Here is a 15,742-nt window from a genome sequence, read left to right as displayed (position 1 = left end):
GCAGGACCACCGTGGGTCGGGCGGGCCGCGTCGTCGTGCGCGCTCAGCCGAGCGCGATGCGCTGGCGCATCGTGTGGGTCTCGCCGGGACGCAGCGTGATTGCGTTGTCGAGGGCGTTGGCGGCCTCGATGCAGATCATCCCTGTCCACTCGTCGTCGCCGAAGTCGGGCATCGCGGCGGACTTGGCCACCCACGGGTTCCAGACGACGGTGTTGGCCGAGCCGGTCTTCGAGACCGTGATGCGGCGATCGAGGACGGGGTCGGTCAGGACGACGGTGTCCTTGTGCGTGTAGAGCCGGTCGGTCTCGGCCGTGATCGTGACCGGGCCGGTCTGGGTGCGCTCGAGCTTCTCGGCGCCGGCGGCGCGGTCGAGGTAGTCGCAGCCGTCCAGGCCCTCGACGCTCACCTGACGGACGTCGCCGACGGTGAGGTAGGTGTGGAAGGCGTTCTCGAAGGTGAACGGCTCGTCGCCGTCATTGCTCACCATCATGCCGACCTGCAGGTACTCGGGGGTGAACTTCACGCGCACGTACGCCGTGTAGCGGTGGGGGAACTCGGCCTGGTCGCCCGACATCTTGTCGTCGAGTTCGTACTCGACGATGAGGCGGCCGTCCTGCTCGATCGTGTCCTTGATGTCGCTGCGGTGCCATGTGGAGATCCGGCCGAAGCCGTGGGCGGGGGCCTTCGTCCCATCGGGACCGGCGGCGAACCAGGGGAACACGATGGGGATGCCGCCGCGGATCGGGCTGCCCTCCTCGAAGGCGGATTTCTCGCTCATCCACAGCACGGGCTTGGCGCCGTCGGGGGTGTAACTCCAGACGTGGGCACCGAGGTCGTAGACGCCGTAGTGGCCGGACCCCGGGCTTGCTTCCACACCGTGAAGTGGGTTGCTGGTCTCCTCGATCGACATGAGATACCCCTCCTTGGGTTTCGCTCTTGTCGGCCCAGCCTATTGCCCAGCCGCGTCAGGCCGCATCACCCACGCACGATTCAGTGCGGCAGCGGTTCCGTGGGGCGGACGACGAAGCCGGTGCGCAGTTTGGGCGTGAAGAACGTCGACTTCGGGGGCATCAGCAGACCCTCGCGCGCGGTGCGCTGGATCTCCACCAGCGAGGTCGGCCGGATGAGCACCGCGGCCGCGATTTCGCCCGAGTCGACGCGCTCCAGCACGTGATCGAGGCCGTGCTGGTAGTCGACGTCGGGGTCGAGCTCGGCCAGCGCGTGCTCGAGGTAGGCGCCGTCCAGCGCGCGGACGCCGTCGAACGCGCCGTCCTTCGGTGCCAGCCACTCGGCTCCCGACGCGGTGACCAGCATCATGCGGTCGGAGGCGACCATCTCGCGCAGGGTCTCCGGCGTGGGGCGCGGGGCCGGCGTCAGGTCGAAGGACGCGGCCAGCTCCTCACGCAGGCGCTGCGGGTCGGCGCCGGGGTAGATGCGGTGGATCGCCTCGATGGACAGCTGATGGTCGACCAGCTCGTTGACGAAGGCCAGCGTCTCTTCGGCGGCGGAGTCGGCGCGGCCGGTCGCCTCCCGCACCTCGTCGCGATAGGTGCGCGAGATCGCGTAGCGGTGGTGGCCGTCGGCGATGAGGACGTCGTCGGACGCCAGCAGGTCGGTGATCGCGCGCAGCCGCTCGGCGTCGGTGACCCGCTCCACGATGTGCGTGACGCCCTCGACCTCGAGCCGCCCGACCTCCTCGCCGGGTTCGCGCAGCAGGTCCGTCAGCCCGTGCGCCAGCGACAGCCCCCACACCGGGGACATGTTCGTCGCCGTCGCCCGGGTCAGGTCGAGGCGGTCGGTCTTCGCCTTCGGGGTGGTGCGCTCGTGGGGCAGGACGCCGCCGGCGCCCTCGTCGACGACCTCCAGCCCGCCCAGCACGCCGGCGACGTCGCGCTCGACGCCGTGCGAGTCGACGAACCGCATGCGGTAGATGGTGAAGCTGGGCTCCTCCTCGCGGACCGTGACGCCCGCCTCCTCCCAGGAGTTCCACTGGTCGCGGGCGGCGCCGTAGCGGTCGCCCTCGCCGCGCGGGACGTCCACGTGGACGATGTTATGCTCGCTGCGCCCGGCCAGCTCGGTGACATCGCCGGGGGACAGCACGTCGTACGGGGGCGCGATCACGGAGTCGAGATCGGTCCCCGGCGCGAAGCGGACAGCACGGAACGGCAGGAAACGAGGCATGAGGGCGAGCCTACGAGGATGCGTCCGGGCTAGCCGGGGCGTCTCGCATGACAGGAGGCCGCGGCCCCGGCGCTCAGGCCCGCTCGGCCTGCAGGTACGCGACGAGCGCCTCGTCCCCGTCGACCGGCTCGAAGCCGGCGGCCTGGATCTTGTCGAGGCGCAGGACGCTGTGCGTCGGCCGCGGCGCCATCTGCTTGCCCCGGCCGTACTCCTCGGTGGACGTGGGGGACACGTCGTCCGCGGAGTGACCGGTCAGCTCGTAGACCCGCTTGGCGACGTCGCACCAGGTGACGATCGGGCCCTGCGAGGTCAGGTTGTAGGTGCCGAACGGCGCGCCGGACTCGACCAGGTGGACGATGCCCCGGGCCAGGTCGTCGGTGAACGTGAGCCGGCCGTACTGGTCGTCGACCACGCTCGGCTTGACGCCCTTGGCGGCCAGGCCCGCCATCGTCCGGACGAAGTTCGTGCCCTCGCCGATCACCCAGGACGTGCGCACCACGTAGTGCCTCGGCACCGTCGCCACGATGACGTCGGCCGCGGCCTTCGTCTGGCCGTAGACGCCCAGCGGGCTGAGCGCCTCGTCCTCGTCGTGGTCGGTGCTCGTGCCGTCGAAGACGTAGTCGGTGGAGATGTGCACGAGCGTGGCCCGGTTCGCGCGGGCCACCTCGGCCAGCCGCGCGACGGCCTCGACGTTGATCTTCCACGCCGCGATGCGCCCCGACTCGGTCTCGGCGACGTCGACGGCGGTGTAGGCCGCCGCGTTGATGATCGTCGTGACGCCCGACCAGGGGTAGGAAGCGACGGCGTCCGCGTCCGTGAGGTCGAGATCGTCCTGGGTCAGCGCGTCGGCGTCCGGCAGCACCTTCTGCAGCGCCTGGCCGAGCTGACCGGAGGCGCCCACGATGACCGTGCGGGGCCCCGGGAACGGCGTCACGTCGGCCAGCTTCGGGTGCGCCTTGTCGGCGTCGGAGACGATGGCCCGGTCCAGCGGGATCGGCCAGTCGATGCCGACGGTCTCGTCGGCCAGGTTGACGAACGTGTAGGACTTCTTCGCCTCGGGGCTCCAGTGGTCGTTGACCAGGTAGGAGTAGGTCGTCTTGGGTTCGAGGGCCTGGTAGCCGTTGGCGACGCCGCGCGGGATGTAGACGGCCTTCTCGGGCCCCATCTCGAGCGTGAACGTCTGCCCGAAGGACGGCCCCTCGCGCAGGTCGACCCAGGCGCCGAGGATGCGTCCGGTGGCGAGCGAGATCAGCTTGTCCCACGGCTCGGCGTGCAGGCCGCGGGTGACGCCGGCCTCCTCGTTGTAGCTCATGTTGTTCTGCACCGGCGCGAAGTCGGGCAGCCCGAGGGCGACCATCTTGGCGCGCTGCCAGTTCTCCTTGAACCAGCCGCGGGAATCCCCGTGCAGGGGCAGGTCGATGACCAACACGCCCGGGATCGGGGTCGTGTGGACGCTGAGGTCAGTCACGGGTCGTGTCTCCTGGGGTGGTCCTGGATGATCCGGGGTTCACTGCCCGGACTTGGCGTACTTCGCCTCGGTCGCGTCCTTCTGAGGACGCCACCAGGCCTCGTTGCTTCGGTACCAGTCGATGGTGGCGGCGAGGCCGGACTCGAAGTCGCGGTACTCGGGCTGCCAGCCGAGCTCGGTGCGCAGCCGGGTCGAGTCGATGGCGTAGCGCATGTCGTGGCCCGGACGGTCGTTGACGTGGTCGTAGGCGTCCGCGGGCTTGCCCATGAGCCGCAGGATCATCTCGATGACCGACTTGTTGTTCATCTCGCCGTCGGCGCCGATGAGGTAGGTCTCACCGATCTTGCCGGCCTCGATGATGCGCAGCACCGCGGAGTTGTGGTCATCGACGTGGATCCAGTCGCGGACGTTCTCGCCGGCGCCGTAGAGCTTCGGCCGGACGCCGTCGATCACGTTGGTGATCTGCCGCGGGATGAACTTCTCCACGTGCTGGCGCGGGCCGTAGTTGTTGGAGCAGTTCGAGATGGTGGCCTGGACGCCGAAGGAGCGGACCCAGGCGCGAACCAGCAGGTCGGAGCCCGCCTTGGTGGACGAGTACGGGCTCGAGGGGTTGTAGGGCGTCGTCTCGTGGAAGCGCTCGGGATCGTCCAGCTCGAGGTCGCCGTACACCTCATCGGTGGAGATGTGGTGGTACCGCTTCTCATGCTGGCGGACGGCCTGCAGGAGCGTGTACGTGCCGATCAGGTTCGTCTCGATGAACGGGTACGGGTTGTTGAGCGAGTTGTCGTTGTGCGACTCGGCGGCGAAGTGGACGACGACGTCGGACGCGGCGACCAGCGGGTCGACGACCTCGGCGTCGCAGATGTTGCCCACCACGAGCTCGAAGCGGTCGGGGTCCAGACCGTCCAGCGAAGCGCGGTTGCCGGCGTACGTCATGGCGTCCAGCACGATGACCTGATGGTCGGTGGTCTCGATGATCTTCCGGACGAAGTTACTGCCGATGAAACCGGCGCCGCCGGTGACGAGATAAGTCCCCATAAGCACCATCCTAAAACAGGGGGTGGTCGCCGCGACAAATGGCCCCCGCGGTGGTGGCGTCGACTCACCGTCCGGCATGCTGGTCTTATGCGTGGAATCATTCTGGCGGGCGGCTCCGGTACCCGCCTGCACCCCATCACCCAGGCCAACTCGAAGCAGCTCGTGCCGGTGTACGACAAGCCGATGATCTATTACCCCTTGTCGACGCTGATGTTCGCGGGCATCAAGGACGTCTTGGTGATCACGACACCACACGAGCAGGACGCGTTCCGGCGGTTGCTCGGCGACGGGTCACAGTTCGGCATCTCGTTGACCTACGCCGTGCAACCGGAGCCCAAGGGCCTGGCTCAGGCATTCACCATCGGGGCCGACTTCGTCCGCGGCGAGAAGGCCGCGCTCGTCCTCGGCGACAACATCTTCTACGGCCCGGGTCTCGGCCGGCAGCTGGCGAGCTTCTCCGACGTGGACGGCGCCGCCGTCTTCGCCTACTGGGTCAGCGACCCCACCGCCTACGGGGTGGTGGAGTTCGATGACGCGGGGAAAGCGCTCTCGATCGAGGAGAAGCCGAAGCAGCCCAAGTCGAACTACGCGGTCCCCGGCCTGTACTTCTACGACCAGGACGTCGTCGACATCGCCGCGGACCTCAAGCCCTCGGCGCGCGGCGAGTACGAGATCACCGACGTGAACCGCGTCTACCTCGAGCAGGGGAAGCTGAGCGTCGGCGTCCTGCCGCGGGGGACGGCCTGGCTCGACACCGGAACGTTCGACTCCCTCAACGACGCCAGCAACTTCGTCCGCACCATCCAGGCCCGCCAGGGGCTGCAGGTCGGCTGCCCCGAAGAGGTCGCCTGGCGGATGGGCTTCCTGGACGACGACGGGCTGCGCCAGCGCGCCGAGCGCCTGACGAAGTCGGGCTACGGCACGTACCTGCTGGAGGTCCTCGCCCAGCAGCGCTGAGGACGCCGAGAACCAAGACGAACGTCGGCCCCCGTCCGGTGCGGACGGGGGCCGACGTGGCTTCGGAGGACGACGAAGACCGGGGCGATCAGGCGGCGCCGCGGGATTCGACGACAGCGCCGAAGGTGCGGAACAGGATCGACAGGTCCTGCAGCATCGACCAGTTGTCGACGTAGTACAGGTCGAGGCGGACGGTGTCCTCCCACGACAGGTTGGAGCGGCCGGAGACCTGCCACAGGCCGGTCATGCCGGGGCGGACGTCCAGGCGACGGCGGACGTGCTGCTCGTACTGCTCGACCTCGCTGGGCAGCGCCGGGCGCGGGCCGACCAGGCTCATGTCGCCGCGCAGGACGTTGAACAGCTGCGGCAGCTCGTCGAGCGAGAGCTTGCGGGTGACGCGGCCCACGCGGGTGATGCGCGGGTCGTGCTTCATCTTGAACAGCACGCCGTTGCCCTCGTTCTGGCTGCGGAGCTCGGCGAGCTTCGCCTCGGCGTCCAGGCACATCGAACGGAACTTGAGGCAGTAGAACGGACGCCCGCGGTAGCCCGTGCGGATCTGGCGGAACATGACGGGGCCGCCGTCGTCGATCTTGATCGCCAGGGCGACCGCCGCCATGATCGGCGACGCGACCAGGATGATGAGGCTCGAGCCCACGATGTCGAACGCGCGCTTGAACCACTTGCCGGCGCGTTCGGCGCGCGGCCGCTCGATGTGGACGAGCGGCAGGCCGGCGACGGGGCGCACGTTCACGCGCTCGGCGGAGATGTCGGTCAGGGCCGGCACCACGATCATGCGGGCCCGCTGGTCTTCCAGTGCGCGTGCCATGCGGTTGAACATCTTGGCGCGGGGGAACGACCCCTCGGCGAAGATCACCGCGCCGGCGCCGGTCTCGCGGATGGCGAGCACGGCGTCCTCGGGAGTACCGACGATCGGCAGGCCGGACGGCGTCTCGTCCTCGTAGGAGTCACTCGGCAGGGCGCCGATGACCTCGTAGCCGAGCCACGGCTCGCGCTTCAGGACGCGCAGGACGTCCTCGATGTGGTCGCGGCTGCCCGCCACCAGGGTCGGCGTCATCATCTTGCCGTTGCGGCGCAGCCGGTGCAGCACACGGCGCAGCGTGAAGCGGCCCAGCAGCAGCAGCGGGATGCCGATCGCGAAGAGCAGCAGGAAGTAGCCGCGCGACAGCGTCCACTGGAACAGGAAGGCGATGATGCCGATCGCGCCCGCCGCGATGAGCGAGGCGTTGAGCACGGAGACGTACTCGCTGGTGCCGGCACCCGTCCGCTTGAGGCGGTAGGCGCCGAAGGCGACGAGCATGCCGAACCAGACGGCGAGGATGATGAGCCCCATCGGAGTCATGTACTCGTCCGACGGGGGCTGCTGGAAGATGTTGACGGCGTTGCGGAAGTTGGCCGCCACCACCGTGGCGATGGTGATCGCGAGCAGATCGACCACAAGGAAGACAGAGACTTCGCGAGCCGTCGAGTCGCGCTGGGCGGTCCACTTGGAGCGCAGCGCCTCTGAGCGCGCGCTGGTACGGAAATCTAAGGTCATCGGTGTTCCCCCCGGAACCCATGGTTCTTGGCCCCCCGCGTCGCGATGGTCAGCGCGACTGGTCATAACGGTGGGCCGTTTGCTCTTTCAGTATGGCCGCTGAACGGGCCGTTTGGCAATACGACAAATGTCCCCATTTCCCATTACAAGATCAGTGTGTCGCGAACCTGGCCGACGGTGGGACGGGCTCGGACTGGCGTCCAGACGTTCGGTGACGCCGTTGTCACAGGCTCTTTTGTGGCCAGCCGGGGATCTGGACGGAAGAATCTGCGGTCGCGCCCGGAGCCGGGTGATGCCGGGTGTCGCGCCCGCGGGTTCGCTTTTTGGCCGCTGTCACCCGCGCGGGTGACAGGGTGCGGAAATAGGCAGGGATCCGATGCGAAAATGTTTGTGTCACCCACTGGGGGGACTAAAAGTGAAAGTTTATCGGAGATATTCGCGGTTGAATTGTCAATGCAAATTCGTTTTCGGGAACGCAATTATGCGGGCCGCCCGACGCCGGTCGGGCTCCCTGGGGCGCGGGGTCTCCCTTGTGTTGCGTCCGGGCGAACCGCCTGCCACTACCACGGACGCCGGGCTCCGGGCGGCACGTTCGGCGTGGTTCGCGGCCCGTGTCTACGCGCGGAACTACCCGATAGGTCATTGTGTGCCGCCGCCGCATCCAGTTCTGCGTCGCAATGTGACGCCGGCGCGGGCGGCGGGGCGCGCGTCCGCGCCGACGCCTCGGCCGTCCATACTTGTCCAATTGCCCGTTTTGCATATGGGCATTCTGTTTATTAGTCCAATTGCGCAATAAACCCGCGAGGGCTCAGGGGCGCTCGTCCCGAACCGCGCGTCCGGGCTGCACGACGGTCCAGCCGGCGGCGCGCCACAGGTCGGCGTCCAGCTTGAGGCGTCCGTCGATGAGGAGCGGGTTGGCCACCCGCGTCACGAAGGCGGCCGGGTCGAGCTGACGGAACAGCGGCCACTCGGTGAGGTGCAACATCACGTCGGAGTTGTCAAAGCACTCCTCGACCGTCGCGGCGGCCTCGACACCGGGCACCTCGACGACGCTCGCCTGCGGGTCGAAGACCCGCACGGACGCCCCGGCGTCGGCCAGCATCGTCGCCACCGTGAGGGCGGGGGAGTTGCGGGTGTCATCGGTGCCCGGCTTGAACGCGGCCCCCAGGACGCCGACGCGGCGGCCGGTGGCGTCTCCGCCCAAGGCCTCGATGGCGAGGTCGGCGATCTCGCGCCGCTGGTCGGCGTTGATGTCCTGCACCGCGCCGATGAGCTCGCTGAGGACCGTGACGCCGAGCTCGTTCGCCCGGGCCGAGAGCGCGGCGATGTCCTTGGGCAGGCAGCCGCCGCCGAAGCCGAGCCCGGCGTTGAGGAACTCGCGTCCGATGCGCTTGTCGTAGCCGATGGCGTCCGCCAGCAGCGTCACGTCCCCGCCGGCGGCCTGGCACATCTGGGCCATGGCGTTGATGAAAGAGATCTTCGTGGCGAGGAACGCGTTGGCCGCGACCTTGATGAGCTCGGCGGTGGCCAGGTCGCAGGCGACGAACGGGACGTTCTCGCTGATCGGCATGGCGTAGACCGCGCGCATCGTCGCCAAGGCGTCGGGCGACCGGGTGCCGATGACGATGCGGTCGGGGCGCAGGGTGTCAGCCACCGCGTGCGACTCACGCAGGAACTCGGGGTTCCAGACCACCTCGACGCCGGCCCCGGGCGCGAGCTCGTCGAACCTGGCCTGCAGTTGGGGGGCTGTGCCCACGGGAACGGTCGACTTGCCAGCGATGACGGTCGGGCGTGTCAGCAACGGTCCCAGCGTCTCGACCGCGGCCCGGACCTGGGACAGGTCGGCGGCGCCGGTGTCCGACTGCGGGGTGCCGACGCAGACGAAGTGCACCTCGGCCCAATCGGCGATCTCGGTGTAGTCGGTGGTGAAGCGCAGCCGGCCGGAACTCGTGTGCCGCTCCAAAAGCGGCTCGAGGCCCTCCTCGAAGATGGTCGAGCGGCCCGCGTTGAGGGTCGCGACCCGCGTCGGGTCGACGTCGACGCCGATCACCTCGTGGCCGAACTCCGCCATGCCGGCGGCGTGGGCCGCCCCGAGGTAGTTGGTGCCGATCACCGCGACTCTCATGTCCAAGGACTCCTTTGGGGTGTGTCAACGAGCAGGGGGAGGCTAGCGGGCCGCCACGACCCGATGACGAACGTCAGGCTACGACGGGGTGTCCACAAGGTCACCTCCCGGCGTCGTCTTGCGTCGGAATGTCGCCCTGGGCGCGCAGTTCGGACACAATGTGCTCGTGCCGCGCCTCGTCGAGCGTGAACCGGCGCTGGTGCAGCGCGTAGCCGAGCAGCATCATCGCCAGCGGGACAGCGAGCATCACCGCCTTGAGGCCGGTGATGCCGGCCGGCGACACGGCGTCCGCGCTGGGGGCCGAGTTGATGCCCGTGACGATCAGGGTGACGCCCGCGATCGCGCTGGACGCGGCACCGCTGACCTTGTAGACGAACGGCTGCACCGAGAACGTCGCCGACCCGTTTCGCCGGCCGCTCTTCCACTGGCCGTACTCGATGCAGTCGCTGAGGAAGGCCAGCATCAGCACCGTCACCCAAGCCTGGCTGACGAAGATGGCCAGACCCGCAACGGCCAGCCAGGCCATCTGCCGGGGCGCGACCCAGAAGGCGACATAGCCGACCGTCAGCGTGGCGACGGCCAGGGCGAACATCCGGCGGCGGTCGAGGCGCCGGCGCAGCAGGCCGAACGTGGCGTAGCCGATCAGCTGGCCTACGCCCAGGACGGCCGCGAACGGGGTGTACATCGCCTCGTCACCGTAGACGTACTTGAAGTAGTAGACGCCGAACGCCGTCGTGGTCGAGAACCCGGTCATGAACAGCGCCAGCGCGAGCGCCGTCCAGACCAACTGGTCGTTGCGCAGGACCAGGGCGAGCACGGCGCGCAGCGGCGTCCGGTCGGACGGGGGAGCGAGCCCCGGCTCGCGCAGCCCGAACAGCGTCACCGACTGGCCCGCGACGAGCACGAGGGCGACAGCGGCGGCGAAAAGCGTCCAGGCGCGGGTGTCACCGCCCAATGCCGAGGTGACGGGAAGCACCGCGATCACGGTGGTGAACACCCCGAGGGTGGCGATGATCTTGGTGTGCGAGCTGATTCGCTCGCGCTCACGCGGGTCGAAGCTGAGGGTGGGCAGCAGCGACCAGTACGGGATGTCGTTGACGGTGTAGGACAACCCCCACAACAGGTAGATCACGGCGAATCCCGCGACGACGTGAGGGCCGCGCGCGGCCGGCGCGACGAACAACAGCACGGTCAGCACCGCCGAGGAGAGCGCCCCGGCGGCGATCCACGGCTTGAACTGCCCCCAGCGGGTGTGGGTGTTGTCGACGACCACCCCCATCAGCAGGTCGGTGATCGCGTCGATCAGCCGCGCGCCGAGCATCAGGCCCGTGATCGACCACATCGTGGTGTCGTCGAGATCGACGACCTCGGTGAGGTACACGAGCAGGAACATGGTGACGAGCGTGTAGGCCATGTCCCGGCCCAGAGTTCCCAGCGCGAACGACCACCTGTTGCGGGTGGCGTCGATGGGACGCTGCGTCTCCCTGCGGCCCAGGCTCATGTCTCGCGGGCGGTTCGCTCAGGACCGGTCAGGCCTCGTCGGCCTGCACCTTCTCAACCGCCGCCTTGATCGCGGCGACGCTCTCGAAGGTCTCGCGGCGCATCATCGAGTCGGGGAACTCGATGTCGAACTCGTCCTCCAACGCCATCATCAGGTTCACGCTGGCGTGCGAGGTCATGCCCAGCTCGTACAGGTCGGCGTCGGCGTCCAGCCCGTTCGCCGCGTCGCCGATGCCGGCGTGCTGGCCGACGATGTCCTTGATGGTTTCTTCCATGGTTGCCTTCCCTTCGTGCCCGTCGCCCTCGAGTGCGATGGCGACGGCGAGCGTCCGGTCGTTCCCGGGCGCGATGCTGATGTCGATTGTGCCGACCCCGCGGGCCACCGCCCAGGCGGCCAGCTCGGGGTGCAGGACGACCCGGTGGCCGGCGGCGGCGTCCGGGCGGATCTCGATCCAGTGCCAGGGCAGCGGCTCGGCGGCGGGCCTGCCGAGCGCCTTCGCGACGGCCTCCTTGCCGGCCCAGCAGCCGGACAGCCGCTCGAGGCGTCCCCGCTCGGTGAGGGCGTCGAAGCCCGCCAGCTCGGCGGCGGTGAACACCCGCGTCAGGTAGCGCTGCCCGAAGCGGGCGTAGGAATCCGCGATCGCGGCGACCCCGGCGACGTCGATCCCGACCCCCACGGCAACGAGCCCCCTAGCCGGCGATCAGCCGGATCGCGGGCGGGTTGGCGTTCGACGTGGCGCGCCGGCCCACCGCGGCGATGAGGTCGGCGGCGGTCAGGTCGTCGGGGTTGTGCCGGGTCGCGAGGCCGCGGCGCTCCATCTCGTCGCAGATGAGGGTCTGGTGGTCGTCGACGTGCTCGCCGAACTGGTGCAAGCGGGGCAGCAGGATCGGCCGGTTGCCGGTCTCGAGCGCCATCAGCGTCGACCCGACGCCGGCGTGCGCGATGACGAGGTCGGCCTCGACCATGGCCTGCCGCAGGGTGTCCGGCGGGATGAGATCGCCGGCGACGATGCCGAGGTCGTCCGTGGGCGTCGGCCCCACCTGCCACAGGACATCGGAGGGGCGGACGCCGAGCTCGGTGAGCAGCCGGTGGACGCTCACGACCGCGCGCCGGAACGGGAAGCGCATCGTCCCGAGGGTGACGACGACCTTCTTCGGGACGTCCGCGACGGCGTCCACCGGCGAGAAGCGGTCGAACACCGATCCGGCGTAGGTCACCTTGCCGGTCGCCTGCGCCGGGTATTGCGTGTAGCAGTGCACGCCGGGGATGAGGTCGGCGAGGCGCCCGGTGACGCTCATGCCCCGCACCCGGGCGGCGCTTTCGATGTAGTGGCACTCGGCGCCCACCGCGCGGCCGGCGACGAAGTACGGGATGGCGACGGCGGCGCCCGTGGAGACGATGCGCCCGATGCCGTGAGTGCGGATCAGCGTGCGGGCCTCCGGCAGGGAGCGAACCGCTCCGCGCCAGGCGCGTGGGGGGACGTTGCGGATCGGCAGGTGCCGGCGCCCGGCGAGCAACTGGTCGGACTGCGGCGTGGACGCGGTCGCCCACCACGTCTGCTCGGACGGTGGTTCGATCCGCGGAGCGAGCGCGTCGAGTTCGCCGAGATGTCCTCCCGGCGAGCAGACCAACAACGTGCGCAGCTTCGTCATGCCTTGCTCCCGCTGTAGACCGTGCGCATGCGGCTGAGGTGCCCGAAGAGCCAACGGCCCACGAGCAGCAGGTAGAGCGCGCCGCCCACCAGGCCGCCCACCAGCAGTTGCGCCAGCGGGTGGTCGAGCAGCGTGGTGGTGAAGGAGGCGCCCAGGCCGGCGATCACGGACGCGAACAGCGGCTTGAGCAACTCGGGACGAACCCAACCGATGCCGACGCCCGTGCGGCGGTGCGCGACGATCAGGTACATCGGGATCACGATCAGGATGCCGACGGCGATGTGGGCGATCGCGGCTCCCTCGTAGCCGTACGTCGACACCATCCAGAACATCGCCGGGGCCAGCGCGACGAGCCAGACGACCTGCACCCACAGCAGGTCGCGGGTGAGGCCGAGCGCGGTGAACAGGTCGGTCAGCATCACCTGGACGAGCTTGACGACCGTGAACGCGCCCAGCGTCATGAGCGGCAGCGCGGCGGGTAGCCAGCGCTCGCCGTACACCACGGTGACGAGCGGGGCGGCAAGCGCCATGATCATCGCGGCGGCGGGGAAGGCGACCCCCGAGAGCGCGGTCGACAGCGATCTCAGGTGGAAGCGGAGGGTGGGGAGGTCGTCCTGGGAGCGGGCCAACGTCGTCATGGTGATGTTCATCATGATCTGGCTGAGGATCCCGATCGGCCAGGCCGCCACGGTGAACGCCAAATTGTAATAGCCCAGCGCCTCGGCCCCCGCGAAGCGCCCGACGGCCAGGGTGTCGACGTTGTTGATCCCGACGTCGACGCCCATGGCGGCCGCAAGCGGCAGCGAGAACCGCAGCAGCGGGACCGCCTCGCCCTTGTCGAAGCCGAAGCGGTAGCGCTCCTTGCAGACGACGTTCAGCACGATCGCCGAGGCGGCCTGGCCGCCGAACCGGGACCAGGCGAGCGCCAGGGCGCCGTAGCCCTGCAGGGCGAGCACGACGAGGAGCGCGGACGAGACGATGAGGTTCACCGCGTCCGACCAGAAGCGTTCTTTCTGTCGATAGTCGCGGGCGAGAACCGCCGCGGGCACCGTGCCCAGCGCTCCCACGCACATGGTCAGCGCCAGGATGCGGATGGCCGGCGCCGCGTCGACGGCGCCGAACATGGCCGCCACGGGCTCGGCGGTCCAGGCCATCAGCCCGGCCACCACCACGGTCGCGCCCATGTTGAGCGTCATCACGGTGGGGCCGATCTCGGGCGTCCGGGTCACCTCGCGAGGGATGGCCTGGGTGACGCCCATGTCGCTCATCGTCAGGACGATGCCGTAGACGGTCAGGGCGACGGCGAAGGCGCCGAACTGCTCGGGGGCGACCAGGCGGGCCGCGACGATGCCCATGCTGAACTGCGCGAGCCGAAGCACGACGGCCCCGGTCGCACTCCAGCGGATACCCTGCCCGACACGGCTGAAAGCCCCGTCGCCCGGCGCGCTCATCTCTGGATCGGTCACGACAGGCCAATCCCCCAGGATCGAAGCATTCTCATCTCCCAGTCGTCTCTGTGCGTAGGTGGACGGGCCGACCGGGCGACCGGCACATCAGCAGCACCGAGCGTAACTCCGTCACAAGACCCGGGTCACATTCACGCTTTGGTGTTGCTGTCCCGGACGAGCCGCACGACGCGGTCCGACACCCAGCGACGGCCGGCGCGGCTGAGGAGGGCGTGGTCGACGACATCGTCCTCGATGAGGCTGATCGGGGCGCCCCGGCGTGCGAGCCGACGCACCCCCTCGTCGCCGCGCTGCTGGTGGAAGCCGGGAGCGTCGTCGGGGCCGAAGACCATCGCCACCTCGCTGGTGCGCGCCGACGAGGCGAGGAGGACGCCGGGAGAGTGGGCGACGCGGAAGCGGCCCAGCAGCGTCCACAGCGGGTAGGGCATGTGGGCCTTCCAGAACTGCTTGACCTTGCCCGCCCGGGTGAGCGCCAGCGGCTCTGGCGGGACCTCGCCGGATGGTTCCATGACGACCGCCGTGTACGCCTCGGCGTCGGCGGGGTCGGCGTCCAGGACGACGTTGTTGATCGCCTCGATGTGCCGGAACAGGGGAGCGTTGGGCTCGACCATCGCCAGGTAGCCGCCGGAGCAGTGCCCGACCGCGACCGGCCGGCCGTACCCCGCGCCCAGCCAGCGAGCGGCCGCGCCGGCGTCGTCGGCGGCCGTCCGCGAGTAGGGGGTGGGGTCCTGCAGCTCGGCGCCGCCCAGTTCGCCGGCGCCGCGGCGGTCGTAGCGCAACGCGACGGCGCCCTCGCGGGCCACGTCGCGCGCGAGATCGGCCCACAGGCCGGTCGGGCCGGCCATCGGTTCGCTCGCGCCCGGCAGGAACAGGACGGGGACGCCCTCGGTGCGGTCGGCGGGCTCGGTCAGCAGTCCGGGCAGGTGTCCGGCGGCGTCGATCCACGACTCCCGCAGCCGGACGCCGTCGTGGTCCGCCTCGACGACGGCGTGGACGAGGGACGCGAGGTCGTAGTCGCGGGGCGTCTGGTCGAGGCCGTCGAACCAGTCGGCGATGGCGGTGAGCGTGGCGTCGGGCACGAGCGCGACGAGGCTCGGGGCGTCGACGAGCGCGGGCATCTCGTCCGTGCGCAGGACGTCGCCGGGGGCGACGCCGTCCGGGACGGGGGTCTCGGGGCGTCCGACGAGAAGGGTCCGGACGCCGGACAGATCGACGTTCTTCAGCGCGAGCGCCTTGAGCGCGGCGGCGTCCTCGGCGGTGTAGCTCACGCCGGGCCCGTGGCTGCCGTCGTCGTCCGGGGCAGCGATGCCGGTGACGGCCATCAGGGCGCGCTCGCCGCGCAGGTAGCGCCGGCCGCTGTCGATCGGGTCCCACAGGGTGAGGGTCGCGGGCCGGACGGCCTCGACGTTCGCCGCGGACACCAGGGCGCCGAGCCGCAACCCGAGCAGATGGACGTCCTCGATGCCCGCCGCACGGACGGCGTCCGTGATCGAGGCGAGGTCGGCCGCCCAGTTCTCCACCACGGTCAGGCCGGGGTCGCCGGGCCAGGAGTCGCCGACGCCGCTCCAGGCGAACCGCACGACCAGGTACCCGCGACGCGCGAGGCGATCGCCGAGCAGCCTCATCGCGCGATACTCCGAGACCTGCTCGCGTCCCGCTGCGCCCGCCAGGATGATCGCCCCTCGCGCGGTGCTCTCGCCCCCGGCGGGGGTGTGCAGCCAGGCGGCGATGGGCGCGTCGGGGCGTCCCAGCCAGGTCGGATGGGTGGTGGCAGGCATGAGGGGTCTCCTTGTCGACAA

12 protein-coding genes are annotated in these 15,742 nt (G+C 69.8%); 1 reads left to right on the top strand and 11 read right to left on the bottom strand.

Going from position 1 to position 15,742, the window contains the following annotated elements; all coding sequences use genetic code 11:
- Nucleotides 1–43: 43 nt before the first annotated feature.
- The 4 genes from BN1187_RS12515 to rfbB form a co-directional block, all read right to left on the bottom strand.
- The gene (locus BN1187_RS12515) at nt 44–874 is read right to left on the bottom strand and encodes a D-hexose-6-phosphate mutarotase (protein ID WP_040163295.1); all 831 of its coding nucleotides are present in this window, start codon (nt 872–874) and stop codon (nt 44–46) included.
- A 116-nt stretch (nt 875–990) separates the two neighbouring features.
- Complete coding sequence (locus BN1187_RS12510) at nt 991–2,181, bottom strand: DUF1015 family protein (protein ID WP_040162197.1); 1,191 nt, start codon at nt 2,179–2,181, stop codon at nt 991–993.
- Nucleotides 2,182–2,254: 73 nt separating this feature from the next.
- Nucleotides 2,255–3,649 (bottom strand): sugar nucleotide-binding protein, encoded by a 1,395-nt coding sequence (locus tag BN1187_RS12505; protein WP_040162194.1) that lies wholly within the window; start codon nt 3,647–3,649, stop codon nt 2,255–2,257.
- 39 nt (nt 3,650–3,688) lie between these two features.
- Complete coding sequence (gene rfbB, locus BN1187_RS12500; RefSeq protein WP_040162191.1) at nt 3,689–4,687, bottom strand: dTDP-glucose 4,6-dehydratase; 999 nt, start codon at nt 4,685–4,687, stop codon at nt 3,689–3,691.
- 87 nt (nt 4,688–4,774) lie between these two features.
- On the opposite strand from rfbB, the gene rfbA reads away from it, so the two are divergent.
- On the top strand, nt 4,775–5,644 hold the full coding sequence (gene rfbA, locus BN1187_RS12495) for a glucose-1-phosphate thymidylyltransferase RfbA (RefSeq protein ID WP_040162188.1): 870 nt from the start codon (nt 4,775–4,777) through the stop codon (nt 5,642–5,644).
- 88 nt (nt 5,645–5,732) lie between these two features.
- On the opposite strand, the gene BN1187_RS12490 is transcribed toward rfbA, so the two are convergent.
- The 7 genes from BN1187_RS12490 to BN1187_RS12455 all read right to left on the bottom strand — a co-directional run bounded on the left by BN1187_RS12490 (nt 5,733) and on the right by BN1187_RS12455 (nt 15,721).
- Nucleotides 5,733–7,199 (bottom strand): sugar transferase, encoded by a 1,467-nt coding sequence (locus BN1187_RS12490; RefSeq protein ID WP_082034693.1) that lies wholly within the window; start codon nt 7,197–7,199, stop codon nt 5,733–5,735.
- 808 nt (nt 7,200–8,007) lie between these two features.
- On the bottom strand, nt 8,008–9,324 hold the full coding sequence (locus tag BN1187_RS12485) for a UDP-glucose dehydrogenase family protein (RefSeq protein WP_040162183.1): 1,317 nt from the start codon (nt 9,322–9,324) through the stop codon (nt 8,008–8,010).
- 100 nt (nt 9,325–9,424) lie between these two features.
- Nucleotides 9,425–10,825, bottom strand: coding sequence for a glycoside-pentoside-hexuronide (GPH):cation symporter (locus BN1187_RS12480; protein ID WP_052462676.1), 1,401 nt, complete (start codon nt 10,823–10,825; stop codon nt 9,425–9,427).
- A gap of 28 nt (nt 10,826–10,853) precedes the next feature.
- Complete coding sequence (locus BN1187_RS13930) at nt 10,854–11,501, bottom strand: acyl carrier protein (RefSeq protein WP_082034691.1); 648 nt, start codon at nt 11,499–11,501, stop codon at nt 10,854–10,856.
- Between the two features lie 13 nt (nt 11,502–11,514).
- Entirely contained in the window at nt 11,515–12,477 is a 963-nt protein-coding gene (locus BN1187_RS12465) for a glycosyltransferase (RefSeq protein ID WP_052462675.1), read from the bottom strand.
- On the bottom strand, nt 12,474–13,943 hold the full coding sequence (locus tag BN1187_RS12460; protein ID WP_040162180.1) for an oligosaccharide flippase family protein: 1,470 nt from the start codon (nt 13,941–13,943) through the stop codon (nt 12,474–12,476). The genes BN1187_RS12465 and BN1187_RS12460 overlap by 4 nt, the downstream gene beginning before the upstream one ends.
- Nucleotides 13,944–14,074: 131 nt before the next feature.
- The gene (locus BN1187_RS12455; RefSeq protein WP_040162178.1) at nt 14,075–15,721 is read right to left on the bottom strand and encodes an alpha/beta fold hydrolase; all 1,647 of its coding nucleotides are present in this window, start codon (nt 15,719–15,721) and stop codon (nt 14,075–14,077) included.
- Nucleotides 15,722–15,742: the final 21 nt, after the last annotated feature.

Origin of the sequence: Nigerium massiliense (assembly GCF_000826085.1) — a bacterium.
Taxonomy (GTDB): Bacteria; Actinomycetota; Actinomycetes; order Propionibacteriales; family Propionibacteriaceae; genus Propioniciclava; species Propioniciclava massiliense.
Note: the sequence above shows the minus strand (reverse complement) of the source record. Positions and strands in the feature narration are given on the sequence as shown.